The organism is Caballeronia temeraria, assembly GCF_001544795.2.
Lineage (GTDB): Bacteria > Pseudomonadota > Gammaproteobacteria > Burkholderiales > Burkholderiaceae > Caballeronia > Caballeronia temeraria.
Genome location: NZ_FCOI02000021.1, coordinates 53,746 through 80,114 on the forward strand (window position 1 = coordinate 53,746; position 26,369 = coordinate 80,114).

23 protein-coding genes and 1 pseudogene are annotated in these 26,369 nt (G+C 60.2%); 11 read left to right on the forward strand and 13 right to left on the reverse strand.

All coding sequences use genetic code 11. The features are described 5' to 3' along the window. Window positions 1-146: 146 nt before the first annotated feature. The 3 genes and pseudogenes from AWB76_RS25955 to imuA all read right to left on the reverse strand — a co-directional run. A pseudogene (locus AWB76_RS25955) lies at window positions 147-2,264 on the reverse strand (error-prone DNA polymerase); the annotation flags it as partial. Window positions 2,265-2,268: 4 nt separating this feature from the next. Then, window positions 2,269-3,747 (reverse strand): Y-family DNA polymerase, encoded by a 1,479-nt coding sequence (locus tag AWB76_RS25960; protein ID WP_074171416.1) that lies wholly within the window; start codon window positions 3,745-3,747, stop codon window positions 2,269-2,271. Further along, complete coding sequence (gene imuA / locus AWB76_RS25965) at window positions 3,671-4,378, reverse strand: translesion DNA synthesis-associated protein ImuA (protein ID WP_061163047.1); 708 nt, start codon at window positions 4,376-4,378, stop codon at window positions 3,671-3,673. The genes AWB76_RS25960 and imuA overlap by 77 nt, the downstream gene beginning before the upstream one ends. A gap of 443 nt (window positions 4,379-4,821) precedes the next feature. Between imuA and AWB76_RS25970 the strand changes: the two genes are divergently transcribed. Further along, complete coding sequence (locus AWB76_RS25970; RefSeq protein WP_061136729.1) at window positions 4,822-5,118, forward strand: flagellar transcriptional regulator FlhD; 297 nt, start codon at window positions 4,822-4,824, stop codon at window positions 5,116-5,118. Window positions 5,119-5,120: 2 nt separating this feature from the next. After that, window positions 5,121-5,705, forward strand: coding sequence for a flagellar transcriptional regulator FlhC (gene flhC, locus AWB76_RS25975; RefSeq protein WP_045463915.1), 585 nt, complete (start codon window positions 5,121-5,123; stop codon window positions 5,703-5,705). A gap of 5 nt (window positions 5,706-5,710) precedes the next feature. Here the strand turns inward: flhC and AWB76_RS25980 are convergent, their stop codons facing one another. The 4 genes from AWB76_RS25980 to AWB76_RS25995 form a co-directional block, all read right to left on the reverse strand. Next, window positions 5,711-7,189, reverse strand: a complete 1,479-nt coding sequence (locus tag AWB76_RS25980) for a 3'-5' exonuclease (RefSeq protein WP_061162990.1) — start codon at window positions 7,187-7,189, stop codon at window positions 5,711-5,713. 81 nt (window positions 7,190-7,270) lie between these two features. Continuing rightward, window positions 7,271-7,663, reverse strand: a complete 393-nt coding sequence (locus tag AWB76_RS25985) for a hypothetical protein (protein WP_244173452.1) — start codon at window positions 7,661-7,663, stop codon at window positions 7,271-7,273. Between the two features lie 8 nt (window positions 7,664-7,671). Beyond that, window positions 7,672-8,058: a hypothetical protein gene (locus tag AWB76_RS25990; protein WP_167357789.1), complete on the reverse strand. Its 387-nt coding sequence runs from the start codon at window positions 8,056-8,058 to the stop codon at window positions 7,672-7,674. Window positions 8,059-8,103: 45 nt separating this feature from the next. After that, a complete protein-coding gene (locus AWB76_RS25995) occupies window positions 8,104-8,607 on the reverse strand; it encodes a hypothetical protein (protein ID WP_157696224.1) in 504 nt (167 codons plus the stop codon). Between the two features lie 163 nt (window positions 8,608-8,770). Between AWB76_RS25995 and AWB76_RS26000 the strand changes: the two genes are divergently transcribed. After that, window positions 8,771-9,418, forward strand: a complete 648-nt coding sequence (locus tag AWB76_RS26000; protein ID WP_061162994.1) for a TetR/AcrR family transcriptional regulator — start codon at window positions 8,771-8,773, stop codon at window positions 9,416-9,418. Window positions 9,419-9,654: 236 nt separating this feature from the next. Here the strand turns inward: AWB76_RS26000 and AWB76_RS39415 are convergent, their stop codons facing one another. The 4 genes from AWB76_RS39415 to AWB76_RS39420 all read right to left on the reverse strand — a co-directional run bounded on the left by AWB76_RS39415 (window position 9,655) and on the right by AWB76_RS39420 (window position 13,327). Then, the gene (locus AWB76_RS39415; RefSeq protein WP_074171417.1) at window positions 9,655-9,960 is read right to left on the reverse strand and encodes a Txe/YoeB family addiction module toxin; all 306 of its coding nucleotides are present in this window, start codon (window positions 9,958-9,960) and stop codon (window positions 9,655-9,657) included. Continuing rightward, entirely contained in the window at window positions 9,905-10,207 is a 303-nt protein-coding gene (locus tag AWB76_RS26005; protein WP_061163049.1) for a type II toxin-antitoxin system Phd/YefM family antitoxin, read from the reverse strand. The genes AWB76_RS39415 and AWB76_RS26005 overlap by 56 nt, the downstream gene beginning before the upstream one ends. 707 nt (window positions 10,208-10,914) lie before the next feature. After that, window positions 10,915-12,438, reverse strand: a complete 1,524-nt coding sequence (locus tag AWB76_RS26010) for a hypothetical protein (RefSeq protein WP_061162995.1) — start codon at window positions 12,436-12,438, stop codon at window positions 10,915-10,917. Window positions 12,439-12,805: 367 nt separating this feature from the next. After that, on the reverse strand, window positions 12,806-13,327 hold the full coding sequence (locus AWB76_RS39420; protein ID WP_074171418.1) for a 2'-5' RNA ligase family protein: 522 nt from the start codon (window positions 13,325-13,327) through the stop codon (window positions 12,806-12,808). A 410-nt stretch (window positions 13,328-13,737) separates the two neighbouring features. Between AWB76_RS39420 and AWB76_RS26015 the strand changes: the two genes are divergently transcribed. Beyond that, on the forward strand, window positions 13,738-14,199 hold the full coding sequence (locus AWB76_RS26015) for a hypothetical protein (RefSeq protein WP_061162996.1): 462 nt from the start codon (window positions 13,738-13,740) through the stop codon (window positions 14,197-14,199). Window positions 14,200-14,558: 359 nt separating this feature from the next. Here AWB76_RS26015 and AWB76_RS42295 read toward each other — a convergent pair whose 3' ends face one another. Further along, window positions 14,559-14,864, reverse strand: a complete 306-nt coding sequence (locus AWB76_RS42295) for a site-specific integrase (RefSeq protein WP_244173453.1) — start codon at window positions 14,862-14,864, stop codon at window positions 14,559-14,561. A gap of 1,029 nt (window positions 14,865-15,893) precedes the next feature. Between AWB76_RS42295 and AWB76_RS26025 the strand changes: the two genes are divergently transcribed. The 3 genes from AWB76_RS26025 to AWB76_RS26035 all read left to right on the forward strand — a co-directional run bounded on the left by AWB76_RS26025 (window position 15,894) and on the right by AWB76_RS26035 (window position 20,290). Beyond that, on the forward strand, window positions 15,894-17,078 hold the full coding sequence (locus AWB76_RS26025) for an OmpP1/FadL family transporter (RefSeq protein WP_061162998.1): 1,185 nt from the start codon (window positions 15,894-15,896) through the stop codon (window positions 17,076-17,078). A 67-nt stretch (window positions 17,079-17,145) separates the two neighbouring features. Continuing rightward, entirely contained in the window at window positions 17,146-18,642 is a 1,497-nt protein-coding gene (locus AWB76_RS26030) for an aldehyde dehydrogenase (RefSeq protein ID WP_061162999.1), read from the forward strand. A 4-nt stretch (window positions 18,643-18,646) separates the two neighbouring features. Then, on the forward strand, window positions 18,647-20,290 hold the full coding sequence (locus AWB76_RS26035) for a GMC family oxidoreductase (RefSeq protein ID WP_061163000.1): 1,644 nt from the start codon (window positions 18,647-18,649) through the stop codon (window positions 20,288-20,290). A 299-nt stretch (window positions 20,291-20,589) separates the two neighbouring features. Here AWB76_RS26035 and AWB76_RS26040 read toward each other — a convergent pair whose 3' ends face one another. Further along, a complete protein-coding gene (locus tag AWB76_RS26040) occupies window positions 20,590-21,798 on the reverse strand; it encodes an FAD-dependent oxidoreductase (protein WP_061163001.1) in 1,209 nt (402 codons plus the stop codon). A 298-nt stretch (window positions 21,799-22,096) separates the two neighbouring features. On the opposite strand from AWB76_RS26040, the gene AWB76_RS26045 reads away from it, so the two are divergent. The 4 genes from AWB76_RS26045 to AWB76_RS26060 all read left to right on the forward strand — a co-directional run bounded on the left by AWB76_RS26045 (window position 22,097) and on the right by AWB76_RS26060 (window position 26,276). Then, entirely contained in the window at window positions 22,097-23,074 is a 978-nt protein-coding gene (locus AWB76_RS26045) for a LysR family transcriptional regulator (RefSeq protein ID WP_061163002.1), read from the forward strand. Window positions 23,075-23,236: 162 nt separating this feature from the next. Next, window positions 23,237-24,193: a VOC family protein gene (locus AWB76_RS26050; RefSeq protein ID WP_061163003.1), complete on the forward strand. Its 957-nt coding sequence runs from the start codon at window positions 23,237-23,239 to the stop codon at window positions 24,191-24,193. 55 nt (window positions 24,194-24,248) lie between these two features. After that, a complete protein-coding gene (locus AWB76_RS26055) occupies window positions 24,249-25,016 on the forward strand; it encodes an alpha/beta fold hydrolase (protein ID WP_244173456.1) in 768 nt (255 codons plus the stop codon). 177 nt (window positions 25,017-25,193) lie between these two features. Then, window positions 25,194-26,276: a maleylacetate reductase gene (locus AWB76_RS26060; RefSeq protein ID WP_061163005.1), complete on the forward strand. Its 1,083-nt coding sequence runs from the start codon at window positions 25,194-25,196 to the stop codon at window positions 26,274-26,276. The last annotated feature ends 93 nt before the right edge of the window (window positions 26,277-26,369 follow it).

Consider the following 26,369-nt stretch of genomic DNA (forward strand, 5'->3'; position numbering starts at 1 on the left):
CCTCGAAAGGGTCGAGTGCACATCGAAGAATGATCTCGCCATTCTTCTCGACCACGTTGAAGATCCAGGCCGTTCGACCGAACCACGGGTGCCAGCGATAGAGAACTTCTCGTGACTCGGTAATGTGGGTCTTGTGTTTGCGGCTTGTAATAGTGCTGCAGTCCACCTTTGCGCTTCCACGCAGCCATTGCGCGACGAAGCTGATCGGCCTCGCCGGCGCTGAAGCCTGCGGCAAGCATCGCGACCTGCATCACCTGCTCCTGAAAGATCGGCACGCCGAGCGTGCGGGCCAGCGCCGTTTCCATCTCGGGTGAGGGAAACGACACAGCTTCCAGTCCTTGCCGCCGGCGTAGGTACGGATGCACCATGCCGCCCTGAACGGGGCCCGGCCGCACGATCGCGACTTCGATCACGAGGTCATAGAACTGGCGCGGCTGCAGGCGCGGCAACATGCTCATCTGCGCACGCGATTCGATCTGGAACACGCCTACGGTGTCGGCGCGGCAAATCATTTCGTAGGTCGTGGGATCTTCTGCCGGAATGTCCTGTAATTCAAATGGCTCGCCGCGCTGCTTGGCGATCAGGTCGAGCGTGCGACGGATCGCCGACAGCATGCCGAGGGCGAGCACGTCGATTTTCAGCAGGCCGAGCGCTTCAAGGTCGTCCTTATCCCACTGAATCACGCTGCGATCGACCATCGCGGCGTTTTCGATCGGGACGAGTCGCGAGAGCTTGCCGCGCGCAATGACGAAGCCGCCCGTGTGCTGCGACAGGTGACGCGGGAAGTTCAGCAATTGCGACGCGAGGCTCGCCCACTGCTGAATGATGGGTGTCGACGTGTCTAGGCGCGATTCGACAAAGCGGTTGAGTAGATCCGCGCTGGAGTCGAACCAGTGGTGCGACTTGGCTACCTTGTCGACGATGATCGGATCGACGCCGAGCGCCTTGCCCGAATCCCGCAGTGCGGATTTCGGACGGTAGGTGGTGACGGCGGCCGCGAGCGCCGCGCGGGTACGCGTGTACTTGCGATAGATGTACTGGATCACTTCTTCGCGCCGCTGGTGCTCGAAGTCCACGTCGATGTCGGGCGGCTCGCCGCGCTCCTTCGAGATGAACCGCTCGAACAGCATCGAGCTGCGCGCGGGGTCGACCTCGGTCACGCCCAGGCAGTAGCAGACCGCAGAATTCGCCGCCGACCCGCGCCCCTGACACAGGATGCCTTCGTTGCGCGCGAAGCGCACAAGGTCGTACACGGTCAGAAAGTACGGCTCGTACCGAAGCTCGGCGATGAGCGCGAGTTCGTGCTCGATGTGCGTCTGCACCTTGTGCGGGATGCCTTTGGGAAAGCGGCGATGCGCGCCTATGTACGTTTCCTGTCGCAGGTAGGCGGTCGGTGTGGTGCCTTCCGGGATCAGCTCGTCGGGATACTCGTATCGCAGTTCATCCAACGAAAAGGAGCAGCGATTCGCAATCGTCAGCGTCTCGGCCAGCGCCCGTTCGGGATAGAGATTCGCGAGCCGCAACCTGGCGCGAAGATGTTGCTCGGCGTTCTGCGCCAGTTCGAACCCGCACTCGGCAATAGACCGGTTCAGACGCACGGCGGTCAGCGTATCCTGCAGCGGCTTGCGAGAACGCACGTGCATGGTGACAGCGCCGGTGGCCACGACCGGTACGCCGTGCTGGTCGGCGACGTACTCGACGATGCCGCGGTGGATATCGTCCATCGCGCGGGCGTGGAGCGTCAGCGCCGCCCAGCAACGGCCCTCGAACGTGCGGGCGAGCCATTCCATCTGCGCATCGAGTCGCTCTTCCTTTGCGGGATATTCGGGCGAGAGGATGACGAGGCAGTCGGGCAGACCCTTCAGATGTTCGTGCGGCGCTTCGGGCCGCGCCAGATCGTTCGGCCTCAGCAGGTAGGTGCCCTTCGACGTGCGCGTGCGCGCGAGCGTGATGAGTTCCGACAGGTTCCCATAGCCATTGCGGTTCATGGCCAGCGCCGTGAAGGCGAGGGCAGGCGTGCCGTCGGCGTTGGCCAACTGGAAATGCGCGCCGACGATGAGCCGGATATTTGCTTCCTTGGCGGCGACGTGCGCGCGGACGATGCCGGCGAGTGAGCATTCGTCGGTGATGGCGATCGCGAGATAACCAAGCTGCTCAGCGCGCAGAATCAGTTCTTCCGAGTGCGAGGCGGCGCGCAGGAACGTGAAGTTGGAGAAGCACTGCAACTCGGCATAGCCGGGCAGCATGGAGGAGTACACGTCCATCGCTTCACCCGAACAGGCCGTGCAGGAACCATCGTGGATCTTCTTCGGCGCGGCTGCCGACGCGCTCGCGGTAGATCCAGTAGCAAGTGTGGTCGTCGGCTTCGGCGACGAAGTAGTCGCGCGTGACGAGCTCGCCTCCCCACCATCCCGCTTCGACGCGCTCACCGGGCGAAACCGTGCGCAACGGACTGCCATAGAACGGCCGGTGCTGGCGCGTCATCAACTGGATGGGCGTCTCCAGCAGCCATGAAGGGCGCGGCTGATCGCCGGGCAGCGGACAGCCTTTGACGTCGCTCGACACCGGCACCCAGTTCGAAACGATCTCGGGCCGATGATCGGCCACGGGCGCGGCGCGCAACACGTTCTTGTGGCCAAGACGCGCGACGAGCAACTCCATCAACCGGTTATGGTCGGCCGCGCTGCCGCCTGGCTCGGGAAATAGCGTGTCCGACGGCGGCTCGGCCGCTTCGACGTCATTGACTTCGAGGCGCACGGCGATGACCGCGGCCGCCAGCTCGACGCGCCCAAGCCGCTCTTTCAGCAAGCGCGTGAGGTGTTCCTCGTGCCACGTGGGTTCCGCGAGCGCTACCTCAATCGTCGTTGGCGGCAACGCCGCGCGCCCGCGCTCATGTTCGAGTTCCATTGAGAAACGCGTGAGCGCCAGTTGCTTGCTGGCGAGCCAACCGGTCAACTGCACGATGAGCCGCCGCGCGACAAAGAGGACAGCTTCCGCATGCTCGATGCGATCCGGCAACTCGATTCGTGCGTTGAAGGACGGCGACGTCTGTACCCATTCATAGAGTTCGGGCGCTTCGCCCACGGCGCGATCGAGCGTATCCAGCAGCGCGGTACCGCAGCGCTTTTTCAGACCGGCGCGCGGCAAGCGCCGTAGGTCCGCCACGCTCGTGCATCCGAGGCCATCGAACCAGTCGGCATAGCGTCGAGCTTCCAACACCAGCAAGGCGGGCAAGCGCGGCAATTGACGCATCAGCGAGCGGATGGACAGACGGCGGCCGCCGCGATAGCGGGCCATGAGCCACGCGCTCTGGCCGGTGGGCGCGACGCTCATGCGGACAGTGAAGCCAAACGCCGCGAGCGAGGCGCAAACCGCGCGTCGGAGCGCGCGCACCCCGCCGAATAAGCGCAAGCTCGCCGACACGTCGACCAAGACTGTCTGCTCCTCGGCGATGGCGACTTGCGGACTGAACTGCATTAGGGCGGTGGCCACGTCCGCGACGGCCTGCTGCTCCTTCAACTCGTCTTTGTCGTGAATGCGCGCATCGGGCGCGAGCGTGAGAACGCCGCCTTTGCGCATGCCCATGCGGACACCGGCCTCGTGCGCCATATGATCGAGTGCGACCACACGCTCATGGTCGAGCACGACTAGGCCCGGACCGAAGCCGGCTTCACTCGTGGACGACCAGTTCGGCTGGAAGACTTCTCGGCTGAGGTGCGGCAGATACACGCCGATCCACACTAGCATGGCGATTCAACAGGATAGGCGAATGAGTCAGTTCAACCACAAGCGGCTCATCACGCGCCGGGCCGCGGCGCTTGACGAACTCCAATGAAACGCTGTCGCGCGCGGGGCGTACAGCAATGCGAAGCGGAGCAGGCGACGTATCGCTCGCAGCAGCGAGCGGCCGGACCATGAAGAACAACGACTCACTCGTCTGCGCGGCAAGGTGCAGGCGGCGTAGCGCTTCCGGTCGAACATGCGTTTGCCAGAAGATCAGTGCGCCGAACGTCCCCGCGCGAAGAATCTGCTCGCCCGCCCAAAGCGCATCTGCGGTCTTCTGAGCGCGCACGACGTTGATCGACGTCTCAGACAGACCCCAGTACGCCGCTGCTTCGGGTTGAAAGCGGTGAGGCGGCTGCACGAAAGCAATGCGCCGTCCGGCGACAGCCTTCAGCGCCGGCAGCAGCAATCGCATTTCGCCAACGCCCGGCTGCTGCACCAGCAGGTCGGTCAGCGCGCCTTTGGGCCAACCGCCGCCCGGCAGTTCTGCGGCGAGCGTCTCGGAGCCACACGGCACGACGTTCACGCGAGCAGAGGCCAGCTGCGAGCCGCGCCAGATCGATGGATGAAGGTCTTCGAGGGCCAACGCTCCCATGTTCAACGCCGTACTGTATGTTTGTACAGTAGTCTACAGGAAGGACAGCGGTTTGGTATGCCAGAGGAGCGCAACAACTTTCGCAGCGCGAGTAAGCTTGTCGCATGGAAACGTCAGTCTTGATTGCCGAATCGGTATCGGTTACTTATTCGGGCGCTTTACATTTCCAACAGCCACGAAGAGGACTGTGCTCACGCGAGTGAAAAAGCATGACAGCAGACAGCACACAGATCACCGGAAAGGAGAATATTCTGTGTGTGGAGGTGGCGTTCAGAAGAAGAATCCTATTCCGCGCTAACGATTGCGAAAAGACTGACTGCCTCCCGCAAACGTTTACCCTGTGTAACTAATTGTTGCAAAGTCGGATTTGTGATCAGACAACTCATTCGCGCCTTCGTTGACAGCGCGACGAGCAAGTCGAAATTACTCTCTGGTCTGCCGCTATGAACACCACCTCCGATCTCAGTGCTATCCGCGAACTGAACATGTCGTACCTCGCGCTCGCGCAGCGCATTCTGGCATCGGACCGGGAAGCGGCACAGTCGCACTTGGGTCTCTCGGTGGATACGGCGGACATGCTTCTGAAACTCTCGCCGGAACAGACGCTGAAACTCGCATCGTCGTCGCAAGTGCTGTGCTTCTTCCGCATGAGCACCGATGCGATGCTCGCGGGCCTCGCCGGTCGCAGCCACGACGTTGTGGCGTCGCCCGTCGCTAACGACGTCCTTATGGCGGCCTGAAGATGACCACGACCACGCCTTCGAAGAGCCTCGCTGACGAAGCGGCACAAGTCATGCGCGCCATCACGCTGATCAAGCTCGGCGCTCGCATGCAAGTGCTGGAATCGGAAATCCCGACGATTTCGCGTGAACGGCTCATTCGTCTCTATCGAGAAGTGAAGGGCGCATCGCCGCCAAAGGGCATGCTGCCGTTCTCGGAGGACTGGTATCTGACGTGGGCGCCGAACATCCATACGTCGATGTTCGCAAACGTCTACGCCTTTCTCGAAGCGAACAGCAAAGGCTTGGACCGCGTGGATCTGCTGACTCGTGCGTACTCGCTCTATGCCGAGCACTTCGACATGATCGGCGAGCCGTTGCAGATGGACCTGACGCGCGCGTGGACCTTCATCCGTTTCAAGGACGCCGGCATCCTGCGTCTCGCGGGTTGCACGCGTTGCCGCGGCAAGTTCGTCGCGCACGCCCATGAGCCGTCGCATTCGATGGTGTGTGGCATCTGCCAGCCGCCGTCACGAGCAGGTAAGACCAAGGCGGCCGCAAAAGCCGCGCTCGAGCGCGACGCCGCCTTGCAGGCAAAGGCGGCCTGAGCGTTTTATCCGCGAGCGGCCTTCGGCACGTTGAAAAGCCGAAGCAGCTCGTCACGAACATCGGAGATGTCGAGCACATGCTGCGCGCGCGTAAGTGCGACATACAGCAGCCGCATCTCGTCCTCGTCTAACGTCAGCCGGCCGTCGACCATCTTGAAGCGGAAGTCGTTGACGATCCGCACGCGCTTCCATTCCAGTCCTTTCGCCCGATGGATGGTCGAGATGACATAGTCAGCTTGGCCCTCCGGCGTCTGACGTTGAGCGAGCGCGCGCAAGTAATCCGTGCCGCGATCGTCGACGATCTCTACGACAGGCAGCAAATCGCGCCCGACAGCGCTGCGCGCGAAAGCCTGAGCTTCTTTCCAGTTCTCGAATAGCGATAGGGCCGTTGGGCGGAAAGCCCGTCTTCCGTTGAGCAACTGATCGGCGCCGTCCGCAAAGGCAATGATCTCGCTCGGGTTCATGCGAAGCGCCGGTCGGTGTCCCATCTCAATGCCCGCCGCGAACTGCCAGATTGCGGTCGCGTTCTTCCGGCAAAGCACCGCGTCCACGGGCGGCTGCACTGACGGATCTTCGACCATGATCGAGCCGATGGTCGGCTGGCCGCGGATCGGGGTGGATTCCCCAAGCAGTGCGAGCACACAACTCGCGAGTCCTGCGAAGGTCGGCCCGAAACGGAACGATTCGGTCAGCGGCCGTTCGGGCGCAGCGATCTGCGCCATCGCGTTGACGGCGCCGCGCCACTCGTAAATCTGCTGATACGGATCGCCCACGTAGATCTTTTGCGCATGCCGTTGCTGGGCAAGAACGGACAGCATGATCCCATCGCTATCCTGGGCTTCGTCGAACAAGATGAAGTCGGCGTTGATGCGCGGATTGGACTGGCCCCACACCTTCAGATAAACGTCTGGCTGTATCGCCTTCAGACCGCGTGGGTTGATGCTTTCCGCCCATAGCCGCCCAACGCTGGGCGCGAGCTGCTCTCGCAGCCAGTCGGCCGCATCGTCGCGGATCTTTTCATCGACCGGTATGTGGAAGGGCTGCGGCGTGTCGTCAGCGGACCGACAAAAGCGGCCGAGACCGTCTGCGATCATCCGGCCGATCTCGAACGGCGCGACTTCCGCATTCTTTCCCGTGATGGTCGGCACTTCGATAGGACCGACCCCATATCGCGCGGCGAGTTCGTGCGGTGGCTCCGCGGGCAGATTGATGCGCGCGGTCAGCCACGCGGGCGTGCTAGCGTAGGCGAGCGAATGGACGGTGCGGGCTGAGACGTTGGCGGGAAAGCCTCGGCGCGCCGAGTCCGCGATCTCCTTATTGAACGCCAGATAGCTACCGCGCCGGCCAGTGAGCTGCTGAGCGACGAGCCGAAGCGTCGAAGTCTTTCCAGCGCCCGCATACGCTTTGACCTTCAGATCGCCACCGCCTTTTGCGGCTTCGACGACGGCTTCCTGTTCCGCCGTGGGTTTGTATGCCTTGGCCACCGATCGCTCTTCCAACGAAAAGAAGCAGTGTGCCGCAAGTTCGACCGACCGGTGCCGACGCGGCCGCCGCGCTCGCTGCCGCTACTTGCGTCCGCCGGCGATGAAGCGAGGCGGAAAGATGATGCAGCCGTGTTCGTCGCGCTCGAAGGGCAGGTCTGAACCGTCCAGCATCTTCTCGACGTCCTGGACCTCGGGCAATGGTGGCCACGGCCACGCTTTTGTCGCCCATGATGGAATCCAGTCCTGACGAACAAAGCCGAGTTCTTCCGGCTCGTCCCATATCGAATCGAACGTTTCGTCGAGAAGTTGCTGCATATAGGCGACGTGCTCAAGACGCATCGACCACCAGTGACGTCGGACGCGGTCTTCGCCGGCGATTACGGTGCGCGACTCCAGATCGAGCACGAACCGGTGCTTCATGTAGGGCTCGGTGGCCCACAGCGATTCCCATTCTCCGACCGCATATCGTTGCATCGACGCTCCTAGTCCCAGCCCCAATCGTGACGCTCTTTCGCATGGAGAGCCAACCCAAGAATTTCCGGTAAGCCAAACGACGACGCCCTTCGTTTTGCTGCGATGAACTGGTCGACGAGTGCCGGCTTCACCCTGAGCATCACCATCGCCTTCAGTTCGTCATAGTCGAAGAGATGCATCATCGCGGGTCGGTTTGCAACCAACGCGCTGATCTCGCGACAGCGAACCGCCTCGCGAGCGCTCGCCAATCCGTAATTTTGCCGCACCTGCTCATGTACGGCGCGACGCGCGTCGATGCGGTCTTCTTTCGTCTGGTACTGCTCGAATACATCAAACTCGATGTCCAAAAGCGCGAGGCTTATCTCGTTTCCTGCTTCTATAAATCTCGGCGGCACAGCAGATCCCTTCTCCCTAAAACTGTTGCTCAGCGGTAGATGACGTCATAGCGGCCGCGCCACGAAACTCTTAAGGGTTTGCCGAAAAGCCCTTATCTGGACCGTCGGTCCAGAACCTTCAGCAGCCACGTCGACGGGGCGCGCGCTTGCTAGGTCCACGAAGATGGGTAGACTGCCGCCGACGATGTCGCGTGACTCTACGGAGACAACGGGGGGCGTCCATGGTTCGGCAGACGGCCGAGTGGTCGGCAGGTCAGCCGCATTAAAGTCGAGCGAGTATTCAGTGAAACGCCGGTCTGTCTCGACAACGACACGCGTGCGGTCCACGCGAATGCCCCGAAGCTCTTGGCCGACAATGCGGCCGATGACGACGTCGAGTTCTTGCTCTCGCGCAAGGCGAACGGTTCCTGCGTGGTGCTTACGATGCAGGTGAATCACAACAGCCGCTGTGGGTTCTTCTTCAAGTAGCACCAAGCGGTAAGTCGCGACTCGAGGCTCCCGTTTCTCATTCGCGTAGACGATGTCTCTGAATTTTCCTAGATACGCCATGCTCTCTCCGTTAGCTGCCGCGACACCATCGTCACGACTCACTACCGAGCCTACGGAACGGCCAGTGAAGTCAAGGGAAGCCGGCAAACCGATCGAGGGTGCGATGTGGCGTTCATAATGCTGTCGAGCAGCCATATGCCGCCGCTAATTTGACCGACAAAAAATGGACAGCAAACCGCCTAAGCCAGTAGTCAAGCGTGATCCCGAGGGGACTCGTCGCCGCATTCTCGAAGCGGCAAAAAGCCAGTTCGCCAAGTTCGGACTAGCCGGCGCGCGGACCGACGCAATTGCCCAGGTCGCCGGTACGAACGAACGAATGCTCTACTATTACTTCGGCAGTAAGGAACTCCTCTACGTCGCCGTGCTGGAGTCCATGTACGCAGACTACGCGGAGAAGGAGAGCGAACTGGACCTGAGCAGCCTGCAGCCTCGTGAGGCGATGGCAGCGCTCGCAACCTCCATCTGGGCGCATCTATGGGACAACCCCGAATGGATCGGCCTGATCAACAACGAGAACCTGCATCAGGGCCGGTACCTGAAGTCTTCACAAAAACTCAGCGAGACGATCTCGCCAGTGGTTGAAGTCGTCAGGTCGATTCTTGCGCGGGGAGCCGATGCAGGACAGTTTCGTAGCGGAATCGATCCGCTCGATTTTTACGTCACGCTAGTTGGGATGGGCTACTACATCGCTTCGAACCGCTTCACTATCAACGCGTTCACCGGTCGCGATTATGCGCATTGGTCTGACCGGCAGAAAATCTGTGAAATGCATTTGGAGATGCTGGACGCCTATCTCCGTTCAACAACATAGCCGCGCAGACGCCGATGTGTCGAGCGGCACCGGCTGTTGCCGACTCACACGCGACGTTCGCGTCATTGCTACGTCGATGGCCGGTCGCGAACGTACAGCGGACGTATCGCGGCCGAGTGTTTGTCGGCGTTTCGGATATCGTTGCGCAGCACCTTGACTTCCTCTGCGCGTTTGATGCACGCTCGAAAAATCCCTAAGCCATAAAAAAGGGCACTGTCTCCGGTGCCCTTCATTAGTTAATAGTGATAGCGGCATTGCATCACGTGAATTACACCGGCTTGAACCACGTACACCAAGCGATCGCCTTTGGTGATTCGGCGAGACCAGAAGCCAGTAAGACTTCCTTTCAAGGGCTCCGGTTTGCCGGTTCCTCGAAACGGATCGCGCGATATCTCTTCTAGCAAACCGTTGATCTCGCGGACGACTGCCATGTCGGTTTTTTGCCAGAACAGGTAGTCATCCCATGCGTGGTCAGACCACGCAACCTTAACTGCGCTTACGGCCTCGGCTTTGTTCCGGGCCTTCTTTTTCTGCTGGTTCATTGCTCAAACCTCGAATGGAGGTCTTGCCAGCATTGAATTGGGCGATAGACTCGCTGAGCCGTTTCGCATTGGCAGGAGATTCAAGCAGCCGCAAGGTCTCCTGCATGCTGTTGAAGTCGTCAAGCGACATCAATACCACATGCTCTCCGCGTTGCCGGGTGATCACAGCAGGCTCATGATCCCGGCAAACGTCGTCCATCGCCTGCTTCAGGCCGGCTCGCGCCTCGCTGAAAGTCAGGATGTTCATCAAGAGCTCCAAGGGATCCTGTCCGATCCCGGCAATAGTCATCGTTAAATAGAGAGTTAAATTAGCGCCAGAAGTATCAGTATCGAGATCAGTAGTCGTTTAGCTTTGACAGTGTCAGTTCAATTTTCGTAAGCGGCGTCAGGATCAGTTTCAAGTATTAGATCATTGTCAGGCCGGAGGCTCGCTACAGCAGACACTTTCCGGACAGTGAAAGATGCTGTGTCTGCTGAACAGTGCAACGGGATCATTGTACCAATCTTTGTACCTTTGTCAATGAGCGCATGTCTCAAGGGCATGACAAGCGTGGTGGCTTCCAACGCCCGGTGGAGCACTCGGAGGCCCGATAACGGGGGCGTACGGACGTTTGTGCGCAAGGCAGGCCAAACCAAACCGTGACTGCGCCTGGCGATTCGGTCAGGTCCCGACGAGCCGCTTTTTAGCGAAACGGCGAACGTCAGCAAAGGCCGACCGAGCGCGCGTGCAACAACCAGCGGGTTTCGGAGTGGACCGGCCAGCCGAGTGACCACTAGACGGCTGGGCGAGCGGTAGGAAGCGGCCGGCTTACTGCCCGAGGCGGCCGGTCGCAGCCGACGTTGTTCGCGCTGGCGGATGAAAGGCCGCCGGCGGTTTAGAAATCACCCAACGTCCATGGAGCCGCTCGTGGGTACTGGAGGGGCGTCGGCCAAAGAGGCCGCGCCCCTTTCGCCTTACGCTGTTTGGCCCGAACGTGTTGCCGCGTGGTCAGCCAGGAAGGCGTCTATCCCATGGCTGCGCGGGAACGCTTCCTTGACGGCGTCGTGCGTGACCGACCCCGCATCGAGCAGGCGTGTCAGCTCGTCTTCCCAACGCACGAGGCGGTGGGCGGTCATGAACTCGTCGGCCTCCCTGAAGCGCTTTGGGGTTCCGAGGGCCCGCCCGTTGGCGATGTAAAGATCTGCGACAGACGCGGTGCTGTTGCTGCTGGTTCTGATATCGACAGTGGCGGCAATGGCAACAATGCGGCTCAGCAGGCTTTCCTCGTCCTTTGCACCACCGTAGCGCGACGAAGCCATGAACACCTGCGCGAGGTCACTGCCATAGGCACCGCTGATCAACAGCGCGTCCTTGCTCGCGCCCAGCAAATGGTCAGAACGGCTATAGCACGGTGTGTAGATGATCCGGCGATACCCTTGGGCGTAGGCGCTCTCGATCGATGGGAGGAAAGGCAGCGCGCGAATCGCTTCCGGCACGTCCCAATCCTTCGACGGAGTGGAGCGGTGGCGGGGCATGACACGAGCCGCTGGGCCCGCGTGCTCGGTCAGTGCGAGCGATGCTGCCACCAGGTGGATGGCTGGGTGCTCGTCGATGGTCCCCGACCCGAACAGCAAGAGGCCGCTCGTCTTCCCGGCGAGGGCCTCGCTAAGCGGGCCCATGATCGAGGCTGGGAAAGCGTCGGGCGTGGTCGCGGAAGGCACAAGCTCAATGCGGGGCCAGGGGCGCGCGAACGGCGTGCGCGGTTCCAGTTCCCCATCGGCCGTAACAACACCGGTCAACGCCGTGTCGTCATCCGTGTGGTCCGGACGCGACGTCACAAGGAGCTGAACATCCTGGTGAACGGTTTCCGGTGTGGGAGTGTCAACAAGTACGGCGATGCGATGCCCAGAGTTCAGGGCATGGTTGCACGCCATCTCGAGCCGCTCGCCCGCGTCGTTCCACGATTGCTGGTCGAATTTCAACGGCCCGACGATGAGCAGCGTGCCGCTGGGCACCCGGTCCAGTCCGGACGACCATAGGCCGTACTCACCCAGATCGATGCTCCCGGCCCACTGATTGCCCGCACGTTCGGCGTAGACGACCGCGCCGTCGGTGGCGTCCTCGTAAATCTCCAGCAGGGCGTCGATAGCATCCTGCGAGGTGGTGATGTAGACGCCGGGAACGGGGCCCGCTGGCCAGACCTGCGGAGCCCTTCGGCTGACGACCGAGCCGGGCGGTAACAGGGCTGCGAGCAGTTCCTGCGGCGACCAGTCCACCGCGAAGCGCTTTTTCAGTCGGAACGCCAAGCGGCCGGTTGCTGCGGTGTCCAGTTCAGTTGCGGCGACGCGATCCGGAAACGCCATTACCTCGGGCCAGTTACGAAGCCCTGGGAGCGCGGCGATGAGGTCGAGCGATTGCCCGTGGCTAACGGAAGGGTGCGACGGCTGCAAAAGGCCGCGGACGACCGCAGCCAGCAGCTTCAACTGCTGAGTGTCCATTGTCTTCTCCTGGGCGGTACATCCGGTGCACGCTTTGCGGACCGCCCATCGAAAACAACGACGATTGAATGGGGTGGGTGCGGTTAAACATCGTCTTTGTCATGCCCCGGAGGGGCGCGCGCGGCAGGCGACGACAGCCAGCGGCAACTATATCAGGAAAAAGACGTCGATCGGAGCAGCAAACGCGTAGTCTCACCGTTCTCCGACAGTCGAACGACCGGTCGCGGAGGAGCAGCCGACGCCTGAACGGCGGACCGGTAACCCAATCGACCGTCGGCTTATGCCGGTTATGGCCGCACGGCGTCGGATGGCTATCGACTTAAGATTGCTTCATGGCGAATCGTCGAATTCGACGCAGCCTGCACCGCTATCCAAGCGTATGCACGTTGCGGGCTCCAAGCTCGATTACATGCATCCGTTTCCAGCGACCGGATGAGTTCTCCAGTAGCGTTACAGCGCTACACCACGTTCGAATCGGATCCAGCATGCTTAGCCGCCGTTCCAATTCAACTGCGGCGGAATCTGCGCGTTCAGAGTCTCCGTGTGCGACAGTCAGATGCGGGACGATGTCGCCGTGTGCGCCCCCATACGGCCGGAACATTGGAAAGCGCCCAACAAGCGCATTCGTTAAGGCATTGAAGGGCTCTGGAGGTTCTGGGCAGAGATAGCTAGTGACCGGGAACCTCCCGACCTTCGTAAGCGAGAATTCAAACGGCTTCACGGCAGTCAACGCGCCCTGTGCCTCGCGAAGCACATCGGAGGTAATCTCGTCGGGCGACATGAAGGGGAATAGGACGGTGATATGCGCCGGGACACCCAAACTGGAAGTGGCGTCGTAACGGCTCCGGAGGTCCGCCACGGCCGGCTCTGCTGCGGGAACCTCAACCAAGCATGCCTGTTGTGGACATTACAGGGATCCTGTTGCCAACACACGGGGATACGATGCCTTGATTGTCAGCAATTTGCGATAGCAAGTCCAACGCGACCGTCTATGGCCGCAACCTCTCACCGGTCACTTCGAGCCTAGCGGGAGGCACATGTGACGGACGGCTCGCCCCTTCGCCGGCTCCGTCCACGAGTCTGCGCTTCGGCTCCTATCTTAATTTTGGTCTGTGAGCGCGAAAGCCGCGCGGGGCTCTTTTTTGCTCCTATCCTTAAAGCGGCGGTCAGCACCACGGCGCGCTGTATTGCGCCTCCCGACACCATGGCTCTGTTCCTTGGCCGGACAGCAAGCCATTCGACGAAAGTCATGAACTCAAAGCTGGTTTTCGTCGATGACCTCCAACTGCCGGAGGAGACATGTTTCTGTGCTACCTGATTGACCCGGACAGACGCTCGATAACTAAGGTGAATGATGGGTTCGACCGTGCATCGGAGCTGACGCGCAGTGAGACCCCTAGACTCGCCGAACTGTGGACCGATTTTGCGGATTCGACACTCGACGTTGCGTACTCACCAGACGCGGATGAGCAGCCCTCGTTTCGCGTACGTCTTTCCTTTCGCGGAAAGACGATCGAGCGGGCGATTAACGGAAAGGGCGTGTTAATCGCCTGTGGTGAAATCCCTCCCGAGATCGCGCGACAAATACAGACAGCGAAAGCGGTCGAGGAATCGGTCGAGTTCTCACCCGCCCGCTATATAGCCGTCGATAAATGGCTGAGGGGTGGTTCCAGCGGGACGCGTGCGCCCGCTCGACGCGCGGAGTCGAACGGTCGTTTGGGCTCGCAGGAAGACCATGACAAAGCATCTGGCAAGCGTTGACGCACTGACGGTATTCCGATCAACGTACTGATCCTGCACGGACCAGGTGACAGGGACAAGCGCGGTATAACGTCCGATCGCCCTCGTTCCCGACGCCGGCCGCAAGCCACTAAGCCTTTGCTTCGGACACCTCGCACGACCCAAGTGTTTGACGAAGGCGAGTCGCCGTGCGATGGCTCGACAAGCCCATGAGATTGCTCACTTGCTCGTTGGTCTTACCGGCGAGGATATGCCGTCGCCCGAACGTGTTTCTGAGTAAGCGCGGGCTCTCGTCGGCCGCCGACCAGTCCGCACAGCGTAGCGCTACGCGGACACATTTCAGCATCGTATCCGGCAGCATCGGCTTGCCGCCGCAGTGGCTATGAACAGCCATTGCGTTGGCGATGAATCCGGCTCCGCGCTTCGTGACAGCGGCGCAGCACGTCGACCGAGAAAGATTCGATCGGCACCCGCCGTGCGATACGAGGACCATGCTTGTCGACGAAGACAGTGGGGCGCTCGCCATGCATATCGCGGTCGTCGACGCGCAACTGCTTGAGTTCGGCGGCCGTGACCCCTGATGCGAGAAATAGCGCCACGATCGCCGTGTTTCGCAGTTCCTTGAACGCCGCGCCTTCGGTTGCAACGCACACCGCTTGTAGCCGTGCGTCGGGAGCGATAACCAATCGTGACGCGATTCGAGTCCACAGTAATGTCGGTTACGGCCATGCCTCTGCGAACGTCAACCGAGAAAAATTGACAGCAGGATGCTTAAGCCACTGAGGCGTGGACGATGGTCCCTTCAACATACCGGAAACGCAGCCGGTGAGCCGACGGCCACAAAGATGGCCAAGATGGGTCTCTACGGTCCACCGCACTCGCGGGAACGGGTTGTCGTGTAGAGAACGGCGATTTTGAAAGAGCAGCGGAACGCAACGTGGTTCATGTAATCCTCGGGCCGTGACGCGACCTGATCAAACGGGATAGATTCGTTGTCCGCTTCCCTACTCGGCGTGTATAGCAGATATGCAGACTACACGATGTATTTGGACCCAATATCTCTATATCGTAGCGCTCGTGGGCCTGGCGATGTCTGCGCTCCGAGAAATTGAATGACTGAGGCGCGGCCGCTTTGTTTTCCGGAACGCGCTCATCTGCTCGTTTCCGACGGGACCGCCAGACATGTTTAGAGATTGGCGAGGTGTGAGGTCCGAAAGGACTATGCGGCCGCCGGCGGCCGGATTGGCTGTTACTCACCGCGATGAACCATCGACTTGCGACTCAACGGCTCATGCGGGGTGCTGTTTGGTCTCAGCGCATGCGGTTCAAGCGACGTCGGCCAATGCGCTGCGCGGCCGCCGGACGGCAGTCGACGGCGCCTTTGCGGACGTCAGCTTTCATGGACAAAGTCCGCACCGTCGCCACAGGTCATGGTCGGCCGTAGGACGCGGCTCATTTCGAGGGGTGTTTCTGCGGTGTCATTCGATGTCGAACGGCTAACGTCGTGCGACGTCTAGCTCGCCCAGTCATAAAAGCCGTTCGCGGTCCCGGCGGATACGTCGAGCCATCCGCCAAGGGCTAGCGTTGGGACCACGCTAGTTGACGAACTTAAATGATGACGTTACTCGAGGGTTGCCCTGACCGTCGCGACATAGTGGCTGTACAACTCGTAGTTAGCCGTTAGAAAAAACTCACTAAAAAAATTGGAGACAACGATGTCGAAGCAATTCGGCAGGACCGGTTGCGTACGCACGCTAATAGCGACCGCTCTTACCATGCTGCCTGTTAAGTATGCATCGGCAGTTGACGGCATCGCACTGAGTGGCTCAAATGTGCTGTCCGCCGGTATGGCTGGAACCTCGATCGCATTTCCCCAAGACAGTACGGCCGCGGCTGACAATCCTGCGGGCATGGGACTAGTCGGATCGCGGACAGACTTTGGCGTCCAGTTCCTGGAGCCGCTGACAGATTTCGAGTACGGCAGCACGTCGAACACGCTGCATAGCGGAAAAGTATATGCGGTGCCTGGCGGCGGCGCGAATTGGCAAATTTCACCGCGGCTGACGTTTGGCGTGTCCCTGTTCGGGGTCGGCGTGGGCACGAGCTATGGTCGACCGGCCCTCCCGATTGCCGGTGCGGGGGTGGCCCAGTCCAGCTTGCAGACCGCCGTCGCCGCACCGACCGTAACGTACAGGATTACAGAGCATAGCATCGTTGGCTTCAGTCTCGCGCTCGCCTACCAGCGCTTCTCCGCCAACGGCGCAATCGTCCCCATGGGCGATGGCACACTTCAGCCGTTGCCTTCACATGGCGTGTCAAACGCGTTCGGTTACGGTGCGCGCATCGGCTACATCTGGAATCCCGTACCTGCGTTCACTTTTGGCGCAAGCTACGCCTCTCGCATCCGGATGAGTAAGCTGGCCGGCTATAAAGACGATTTGCTCGCTGGCGGAGGTGGCCGAATCGATATTGGCGCTCAATACGGACTTGGCATCGCCTACAAGATCGTACCAAGCGTGACGCTGGCGGCAGACTGGTTGCATATGGAATTTTCCAACACGGTAATAGGCTCCGCGGAAGGATTCGGCTGGCAAAACCAGGACTTCTTCCGCCTCGGCGCGGCGTGGGACGTCGATTCGAGGTGGACATTGCGCACGGGGTTGTCGCGCGGCAATCATCCGATCGGTCCCTCTGTGGTCGCGCAGAATCTGCTTTCCGCGATGCCAGTTTCAACATCGGTTTCCGTCGGCACGACGTACCGGTTCAACAAAACTGATGAAGTGAGTGGAGTCTTCGAATATGGATTTCCCGTCACCGTAACCGGAGAAGGCGCCAGTACCGGATTCAGCCTACGAACGCGGACCGAGGTCGTTGGCATTAGTTACGGGCATCGCTTTTAGGTCGCACCCCAAACAGATGCCGGCATTGTATTCGGCCACCAAAACGCTGTGAATATTTGGAGAACCCATGCCTACCTTTCCGTTCGAGCCAACATCCGAACTGGCTCCTCACCTGCTGTCTGGGTTTTACATCGATGGGCAGTGGGTGAGACCGAGCTCCGATGCGTCCGTTTCGGTCGTGGCGCCGTCGACCGAACAGGCTTTTGCGACCGTCCCTGTTGCGAAGGCGGAGGATGTTGATAATGCTGTCGGTGCCGCGAGAAGAGCGTTCGATACCGGACCTTGGCCGCGCATGAGTGGACCCGATCGGGCAGCCTACCTGCGAAGGATGTCCGCTTTGCTCGCGTCCCGATTGCCGCTCCTGTCGCGCCTCTGGACCGCTGAAGTCGGTGCTCCAGTCTGGTTCGCAGATATGTTCGTACCCACCGCGACGACGATGCTTGACTACTACGCAGACCTCGCGTCAACCTTCGCTTTCGAGGAGAACCGGCCCACGCGCAATGGAGCGGCCAGCATTATCCGGCAACCCGTCGGCGTTGCCGCGCTGATTGCGCCGTGGAACGCGCAACTTCCTATCCTCTCCTATAAGCTGGGCGCGGCACTGGCTGCAGGATGCACGGTTGTGGTCAAGGCTCCGCCAGAAACACCGTTCGACGCGCTCGTCGTTGCAGAGTGCGCGCACGAGGCGGGCCTGCCGCCGGGCGTACTGAATGTGATCATCGCAGACGCAGACGGTGGCGCGCATCTTGTGGCTAAACGGGAAGTCGACAAGGTCAGCTTCACCGGAAGTACAGCGACAGGGAAAGTGATTGCGAAAACCTGTGCCGACCGGCTCGCAAGAGTGACGCTCGAACTGGGCGGAAAATCTGCTGCCATTGTTCTCGATGATGCGGACCTGAATCCGACGCTTGCCGCCCTCGCGCCGTTCACGATGCCTTTCTCCGGCCAGATTTGTTTTGCACAAACGCGGATCCTAGTCCCGCGAATACGCGAACGGGAGTTCGTCGAAGCGTATAGCGCAGTTATTGGCTCTCTGAAGGTCGGGGACCCCTGGGACATGTCGACGCAAATTGGCCCACTCGCGAGTCACCGTCAGCTTCACCGGGTGCTCGGATACATCGATTCGGGGCGCAAAGAAGGGGCGCAGATCACGACGGGCGGGGCGCGCAGCGCTCAATATGAACGCGGGTTCTTCGTCGAACCGACGGTGTTCGCGGGGGTCACAGCCGATATGACGATCGCCCGCGAAGAAATTTTTGGCCCCGTCGCTTCGATCATCGCATATGACGACGTAGATCAAGCTGTGGCACTCGCGAACGATACCGACTTCGGTCTAAGCGGTACGGTGTTCACGAGCGACGTTGAGCGCGGTTACGCGGTCGCGCGTCGCATCAAAACCGGCAACGTTTCGGTGAACGCGCTTGAGATGGCGCCCAACGTGCCGTTCGGCGGCTTCAAGCAATCGGGGATCGGCAGAGAGGGGGGGCCGGAAGGCTTGCAAGCGTTCATGGAAGACCAGGCGATCTATCTCCCTGCCGGTTCGTCCAGCACGCGGAAGGATTAACCCGATGGACTACGACTTCATTGTGATCGGTGCCGGCAGTGCGGGCTGCGTTACCGCGAACCGACTGGTGCGCGAGTGGCGAGCGAAAGTCCTGCTGTTGGAAGCAGGGCCGCCAGCTAACAGTGCACTTATCCGTATGCCCGCTGGAACGTTCAAGATGCTTTTCAACGGTAGCCCATTCATAAAGCGCTATGCGTCGGCCCCCCAGGCGTCGCTGGGTGGTCGCACGGTCTCTATTCCCCAGGGAAACGTTGTCGGCGGCGGCAGTTCCGTGAATGCGATGGCCTATACGAGAGGATCTCGCACCGATTATGAACGCTGGGTCGCCGCAACGGGTGATCCGGGCTGGTCGTGGGAGGGACTGCTGCCGTATTTTCGCAGACAGGAAGGCAATCAGCGACTGGACAATGAGGCGCACGGCGCCGATGGCCCGCTGAAGGTTTCGGATCCGTTGTACAAGGCCGACGTGGCGGACCGTTTTGTGCGCGCCATGCAGCGCCAGGGCTTACCATTTGCGACGGACTTCAATGCGGGAACGCTACGCGGAGTCGGTTATATGCAGACGACTACGCAGGGGGGGCAACGCTGCAGCGCTGTAAATGCGTTCCTTGGGCAAGTCATGTCCGATCCGCTGCTGTCACTCATCACCCACGCAAGCGTCCATCGGATTATTTTCGAGGGAGAACGCGCTGTCGGTGTTGAATACACGGCGGGCGGCGCGCGAGTGCAGGCGCGGGCGTCGTCGGAGGTAATTGTCTGCGCGGGCGCTTTCGCGACGCCCAAGCTATTGATGTTGTCAGGGATAGGCCCCGCCACTCATCTGCAAGAACATGGCTTAGAGGTACGAGTCGATTCGCCGGGCGTAGGCGAAAACCTGCAAGATCATAACGTCGCTGTGGTCTCGATGACCACGCACGGTCAGCATGGTTACTTTGGGGAGGATCGTGGAGCACGTGCTCTGTTGAACGGATTGCAATATCTTGCCTTCCGTAGCGGTCCTATCGCGTCGAACGGCGCGGAAACAATGGCGTTCGTGAACCTTAGAATCCCGGACGGCGAACCGGACCTGCAGCTTTATTGCGTTGGAGTCATGTGGCCCGATCCGGAGGCTCCGCAACCGTCCTATGGCATGACGCTGATGGCAAATCTTGTTCGGCCACGCTCGCGCGGAACGGTCCGCCTGCGGTCGGCTGATCCGACAGACGATGCACTGGTTAATCCGAACTGGCTCCACGATGACGAAGACACGAAGCGGCTCGTCGAAGCGATCCGGTATATGAGGGAGATCGCGGCAAACGAACCGTTCTCGTCTATCGTCAAGGCCGAAGTGGGACCAGGGCTACAGTACCAATCGGACGATGAACTCGCGCAGTACATTAGACGCACGACGGAGTCCAACTACCATCCCGTGGGCACATGCAGAATGGGGCGTCCCGACGATCCTTTGTCGGTCCTGACACCGGATCTTAAGGTGAAAGGCGTCACCGGCCTGCGCGTGTTCGATGCATCCATGATGCCGTCGATCATTAGCTCCAATACCAACGCAACCGTGATGGCGGTTGCGGATCGAGCGGTCGACATAATGATGTCTGGTGCATCCGTGGTACGTAAGGCGAGCGACCGTGTGGATCCTGTGCATGCCGGGTAGAAACATGACAGCCACGCAAGATGCGGCGAGCGGTCGTTTGCCGGCCATCTTATCGCGCACAGAACTCGGCTGCCTGCCCGATCATAAGGGCCAGCCCGATAATGGTCAAACGGTGAGCATATAGCGGTCACGCAAGGTGAGATGCGGTCGTGATCAGGCTATAAACGCACATCGCGTACTCGCGCCTCAAGTCTGGCTGCGGCTGCTTGTGCGTGGAATGCGTCCGGGGTGGCGTTTGCGCATCGTTTCTCCGGATCGGCCAGCCGATACCATGTCGGCCCTTACGGGTACCTGCGGATTCAGCGAATTTGCTCGGCGCTCACGACCGCGCTTAGCATTGACGTTTCCATCAGGTACTCGCGGCTCTTTTCAGGATCGAGGGAAATCGAGCGCAGCACTTGCTGGTTCCGACGACGCGCTTCCGGGTCGCGCTCATCCATCAGCTTCTTATTTCGAATGCTGTTTTTCTGCACAACTTCTAGCGCTACTGTCCGGCGTTGACGCGAATAAAGGTGAAGCGCCTCGCTCCCCGTGCGTCCATGCCACACGTCCGCCAGCCTGGGGGCAAGATTGCATGCATCGTGCACCCCACCGTTCAGTCCGAAGCCACCGATCGGATTGTTGATGTGTGCCGCGTCGCCCGCAAGTATGACGCGTCCCTTGACGAATGAATCGGCGACGCGTTGGTGGACGCGATACGTTCCAGAGTATGCCAGCGAGAAGGGCATTTCCGAACCGAGCGTCTCGCGCAGACGGCGCTGCACGCTCTCAGGTTCGAGCAGCACCGAATCTTCGATGTCTGCGGCAGCCGGCATCGCGACACGCCAGAGATCGTCGCGCTGCTCGTCATAGAGCTTGAGCACGACGGCCCACGCATCCGGATCCGAAACGTAGGTGGTGCCTGTGTAGCCCAGCGTTTCGAGCGGATTGCATACGTTGGTTACCAGGAACTTCTCCTGCCACGTAAAGCCGTGGAAACTGAAGCCCGCGTTCTTGCGGACTGTACTATGCGCACCGTCCGCGCCGACGACCCAAGGAGCGGTCGTTTCACGTGGCCCACCCGCTGTGGCAAACACGAGACGCACCGAGTCCGCTTCCGGTTCGATCGATTCAAGTGTTTCGCCAAATCGGATCTCCACGTTGGGTCGCCGTCGCAGTTCGTCAAGCAATATCGCCGACAGGTAATGCTGTGGCAGATGAAAGCGGAACGGGAAATCTGTGACGTCTGCGAGCAGACCGAGATCGAATTCTGCGTACACACCATCAACGCGGTCCCGCATCTGCCAGGTTGAAACGCGTAGACCCATTTGCATCAACGGCTTGCCGACGCCCAGCTTGTGCAACATCTCCAGCGTAGGCGGGTGAAATGCCGCCCCACGCTGCTCGCGTGGAATTGTCCGCAGCGATTCGTAGATGACGCAGGGCACGCCACGCTGCGCAAGGCCAAGCGCCGCGGTCAGACCGACGGGGCCCGCTCCTATGATTGCCACTCTATTATTCGCGTCCATGTTGCCTTCCAAAACATTCCTTAATTCGTGCCGGGGAACGCGGCTGCTGCGGTGACCGCCTAACAGCTGCGCATTTGTGAACGAGTCTTTCGTTTGTTTAGTGCCGCTGTCCCGAGTCGTCGTATGCTTCCTACAGAAGAGTAATGATCCCGGTGTGCGATGTCGACATTGCGGAACGCATTTGCGACATGCCGTATCTGAATGACCGGTCACCGCAGTCATCGAGGCGCCTCCCTATTGACGCGCATTTGCCGGCTAGATGACGATAGATTCGATTTCTCGACGTGGAGGTACTACCGTGGCGATCAGCAATAGCTTCGCCTCATCTCTGGACTTGCGACTGTTGGTAGTATTTGATGCGGTTATGCGGAAGGCGAGCCTTACGGTCGCGGGCGACAGTCTTGGCATGAGTCAGCCGCTCATGAGCCAGTCGGTTTCAAAGTTGCGTCAATACTTTGGCGATCCGCTTTTCGTTCGGACGTCCGGCGGCATGTCGCCTACACCGCGCGCACGCGAACTCGCTCCCAAGATTGCCGCGATGATCCAACTAATGCAGGAGGCTCTCGATGGCTCGGCCGATTTCGATCCGGTCACATCCTCCCGCACGTTCAGCTTCGCGTCCACCGATTTCGGCGTGGCTTATCTAGTACCAAAACTTATGCAGTACCTGGCGAGCCACGCGCCCGGCCTACGTGTGCGCGCGACCAACGCGCCGCGGTACGGTGTCGATGAAATGATCGAACAGGGAGAGGTAGACGTCGGGGTTGGTAGTTTTGCCATCAACCGGCAGTCGTTCTATCAGCGCCGACTGTACTACTGCGACTATGTATGTCTCGCCCGGCGTGAACATCCGACAATAAGAGGGCGTCTAACGCGCAACAGCTACCTGAGCGCCGCGCATGCTATGGTCGCTCCGTTGCCATCCGGCTACGAGGCGCTTGAGCGTTTCCTCCTCGAACACGTCCCCGCAGCACGTTTTGCCGTCGTCGTGCCGAACTTCCTGACAGCAATCACTTTGCTGCCCAGTTCCGACGCGCTCTTCACTGTCTCGCGCCACGCGGGCGAGCATATCGGGCGGTTGCTGGGTGCTCAAGTCCTGGAACTGCCTGTCGATATCCCCGGATTCACTGTGCGTCAGTTCTGGCACGAACGCTTTCACAAAGACCCAGCAAACAAGTGGTTTCGTGATCTGATCTATACGCTGGTTGCCAACCCCGACGGGTCGCTGCGCGGCGGTACACGTATCACTTCTGATTCTTACGCGCCGGACGACTGACGAGGAAGTCTGCGCGATTCCATTCGAGATTTGCATGGAACGAATTCAGCTTTAAGGATAGTGCTCCTGCTCGTCGGATCTCATACTGGAACGGAACTAGACCGCCTGCACAGCGTGCTTTGCCTGCATGCCGGTTTGACTGTTCAACAACCAGGAGACGCAATGGAAACCGGGCTGATACGTGGCCTCCACCACATTACGCTATGTACGTCGACTGCACAAGGCGACGTCGACTTCTTTGTCAAGGTAATGGGGCAGCGCTTTATCAAGCGCACACTTTTTTATGATGGTCGCATTCCGATCTATCACTTGTATTTCAGCGATGCACAAGGAACGCCCGGCACTGTCATGACGACGTTCCCCATGCGTCGCACGGGACTGGTTGGGCGCAAGGGCTCGGGCCAGTTTACGGCAATTGCCTATTCGGTTCCGGGTCGATCGATCGATTTCTGGCGCGAACACTTCAGTCGCAATGGAGTGAGGGTGGAGGAGGACTCGGAACGGTTCGGCGAACGATATCTTCGCGTTGTTCACGCAGGGATCGACTTCGAAGTCGTGGAAGATCCAACCGATACGCGCGCGCCGTGGAAATCGGAGTACGTTCCTGAGCAATACGCGGTACGTGGCTTTCACAACTGGACAATGACGGTACGTGAGCTAGAGGATATGAAGTCGTTCATGACGGACGCTTGGTATTTTCGTCAAACACTGCAGGACGGGCGCTTTACGCGCTTCGAGGCGAACGGTGGCGGTGGCGGGCGTCGCATTGACGTGCTGCATGCGCCCGACCTGCGCCAGGGAACTTGGACGCTCGCTGAAGGAATCGTCCATCACGGCGCGTTCGATGTGCCTGACTACGACGCCCAGGCACGCGTCAAGTTCGACACCGAGGGCATGGGCTTTACCGACTTTTCGGACCGTAAGAACCGCGGCTACTTTGAGTCTGTGTACGTGCGCACGCCGGGTGGCGTCATGTTCGAGGCGACCAAGTCGCTCGGCTTCGAGATGGACGAAGATGAGTCGATGCTAGGAACGGAATTGAAGATATCACCGCAGTTTGACGTGTCGCACGACGACTTGCGAAAGCTGATGCAGGTGGAGGATCCCATTCATGTCTGACGGGGACGAATCGTTGATAAGGCGGCCGTACGAGGAGGACTGAACAGTGAAATCCATGAAGCTTGTTGGGCATGGGTCCAAAAAGGTTTTGTTGTTTCCGGGGGTGCTCGGGACGCGTGATGCATTCGACGAGATGCTGCGCTATGCCGATCTCGACACGTTCCAGTATGCTGTTGCCGAATATCGCGGGTATGGTCAAGCACGCGGCGACGTGGGATTGCTGACTTTGCGCGAGGTGGTCATCGACGCCGTTCGGCTTCTGGACTATCTGGGCTGGACGCGCTTGGCGGTCGGTGGGCACTCGCTAGGAGCACTCGTGGCGCAGATGCTTGCAATCGCGTTGCCGAGCCGCGTAAGCGCGATCGTGTCTATCGCGGGTCTGGGTGCCAATGGCGCGAGCGCACATCCAGATCGGACAGCGTCTATGCAGTCCCTCGCCGATTCACGCGAGCGCCGTGAAGCGCTGGTAATGACCGGAACTGCTGGGCGGTACACGGAAGGGTTTGCAAGGAAGATCGTCGCCTCGACATGGGATGAGATCGACGGACGCGCGCTCGCCAGCTATGCATCTGACGCGAGCAGGACGGACATTCACGCAGAGGTTCAGAAACTCGACGTACCGATTCTCGTGCTCGTCGGCGAATACGATCCAAACTGCACTGAGACGGCTGCCCGGGCGACTACGTTGCGGTGGTATCGACGCGCAAAGCTCGAGGTATTGCGCGGGGCGGGTCACTATCCGACGATCGAAACGCCTGCGGCGACTCTATCGGCGCTCGAGAGCTTTGTTGCTACGCCAGATGCGAATGCTCAGTTGCGGTAGCTCCCGTCATTCGGAGCGCAGGCAATAGACCCAGCCGGCGACGCACGTCCCGCCATGAGTGTCATACGCGAAACGTGCCAGGAGATGTCACCACGCAACAACCCTCGATAGCTGCACCGTGCTCCGTCTTATCGGGCGCACGGCGGCGTCTTGACCAACGTCCGGACCTACCATCCCATGTTCCAGCGAACTTTCGTCTTCTCCGCTTTACCGGCAAGAGTGCTCTTCGGTGCCGGCACCCTCAGTAATTTGCCCGATGAGATTGACGAGCTGGGAGTCGCACGGGCGCTGGTAGTCTGCACGTCCGAGCAGTCAGACTTGGGCGATTCTGCCGCTCGAATGATCGGCGACAGGTGCATCGGTGTGTTTCCTGGCGCAACAATGCACGTGCCAGTCGAAACGGCGAGGCAGGCACGTGTGCAGGCGAATGACGCTGGAGCTGATTGCGTCGTGGCCATCGGTGGAGGGTCGACCATCGGACTTGCTAAAGCTGTCGCACTCGAATCCGGTATTCAGATCGTAGCGATTCCGACTACCTATGCCGGTTCCGAAATGACACCGATCTATGGCATCACGGAGAATGGGACAAAGAAGACCGGACGCGACCTTAGGGTGCTGCCGCGAGCGGTCATCTACGATCCAGAACTCACTCTGTCGCTACCGACGCGCATGAGTGCGACGAGCGGCATGAACGCGATAGCGCATTGTGTTGAGGCCCTGTATGCGACTAACGCGAATCCGGTCACGTCAATAATGGCTGAAGAAGCAATTCGTTATCTCGCGCGAGCTCTGCCGCGCATCGTGAAACGTCCCCAAGATATCGACGCCCGCGCGGAATGCCTGTACGGTGCATGGCTTGCGGGATCAGTGCTGGCAACAACTTCAGTGGCGCTACATCACAAGCTTTGTCATACGCTGGGCGGCATGCTAAATCTGCCTCATGCGGAGACGCATACGATCGTCCTGCCGCATGCAACGGCTTACAACGCTTCGGCGGCTGCCCAGGCGATGGGCACCATACGTCACGCTCTGCAGAGCCGCGACGCGGCACAGGGCTTATTCGACCTGGCGGCGCATTTGGATGTACCCGTTGCCCTCCAAGCGCTGGGGATGCGACTTGCGGATCTCGATCGCGTCGCGGATGCTGCGCTGGCCGCGCCATATCCGAATCCGCGTCCTATGGAGCGCGACGCCATCCGCTCCCTGCTCGAAGATGCGTACTGGGGGCGCAGGCCGCGTGCTGCGTTATCGGGAGCCTAAGCCGGTTGTAGAGTTCTAGAAGCGTCAGCTTCAGAGCGGAGCCGTTTTCGGGGGCTGAGGCAGGCCCGAAGAAGGCGGCTGCGAACCGATGCT

Excerpts from the sequence above, each read along its gene's own strand:
- AWB76_RS25960 (WP_074171416.1), bottom strand. The coding sequence starts at position 3,747 with ATGCTAGTGTGGATCGGCGTGTATCTGCCGCACCTCAGCCGAGAAGTC.
- imuA (WP_061163047.1), bottom strand. The coding sequence starts at position 4,378 with ATGGGAGCGTTGGCCCTCGAAGACCTTCATCCATCGATCTGGCGCGGC.
- AWB76_RS25970 (WP_061136729.1), top strand. The coding sequence starts at position 4,822 with ATGAACACCACCTCCGATCTCAGTGCTATCCGCGAACTGAACATGTCG.
- flhC (WP_045463915.1), top strand. The coding sequence starts at position 5,121 with ATGACCACGACCACGCCTTCGAAGAGCCTCGCTGACGAAGCGGCACAA.
- AWB76_RS25985 (WP_244173452.1), bottom strand. The coding sequence starts at position 7,663 with ATGCAACGATATGCGGTCGGAGAATGGGAATCGCTGTGGGCCACCGAG.
- AWB76_RS25995 (WP_157696224.1), bottom strand. The coding sequence starts at position 8,607 with ATGGCGTATCTAGGAAAATTCAGAGACATCGTCTACGCGAATGAGAAA.
- AWB76_RS26000 (WP_061162994.1), top strand. The coding sequence starts at position 8,771 with ATGGACAGCAAACCGCCTAAGCCAGTAGTCAAGCGTGATCCCGAGGGG.
- AWB76_RS39415 (WP_074171417.1), bottom strand. The coding sequence starts at position 9,960 with ATGAACCAGCAGAAAAAGAAGGCCCGGAACAAAGCCGAGGCCGTAAGC.
- AWB76_RS26005 (WP_061163049.1), bottom strand. The coding sequence starts at position 10,207 with ATGAACATCCTGACTTTCAGCGAGGCGCGAGCCGGCCTGAAGCAGGCG.
- AWB76_RS26010 (WP_061162995.1), bottom strand. The coding sequence starts at position 12,438 with ATGGACACTCAGCAGTTGAAGCTGCTGGCTGCGGTCGTCCGCGGCCTT.
- AWB76_RS26015 (WP_061162996.1), top strand. The coding sequence starts at position 13,738 with ATGTTTCTGTGCTACCTGATTGACCCGGACAGACGCTCGATAACTAAG.
- AWB76_RS26025 (WP_061162998.1), top strand. The coding sequence starts at position 15,894 with ATGTCGAAGCAATTCGGCAGGACCGGTTGCGTACGCACGCTAATAGCG.
- AWB76_RS26030 (WP_061162999.1), top strand. The coding sequence starts at position 17,146 with ATGCCTACCTTTCCGTTCGAGCCAACATCCGAACTGGCTCCTCACCTG.
- AWB76_RS26035 (WP_061163000.1), top strand. The coding sequence starts at position 18,647 with ATGGACTACGACTTCATTGTGATCGGTGCCGGCAGTGCGGGCTGCGTT.
- AWB76_RS26040 (WP_061163001.1), bottom strand. The coding sequence starts at position 21,798 with ATGGACGCGAATAATAGAGTGGCAATCATAGGAGCGGGCCCCGTCGGT.
- AWB76_RS26050 (WP_061163003.1), top strand. The coding sequence starts at position 23,237 with ATGGAAACCGGGCTGATACGTGGCCTCCACCACATTACGCTATGTACG.
- AWB76_RS26055 (WP_244173456.1), top strand. The coding sequence starts at position 24,249 with ATGAAGCTTGTTGGGCATGGGTCCAAAAAGGTTTTGTTGTTTCCGGGG.
- AWB76_RS26060 (WP_061163005.1), top strand. The coding sequence starts at position 25,194 with ATGTTCCAGCGAACTTTCGTCTTCTCCGCTTTACCGGCAAGAGTGCTC.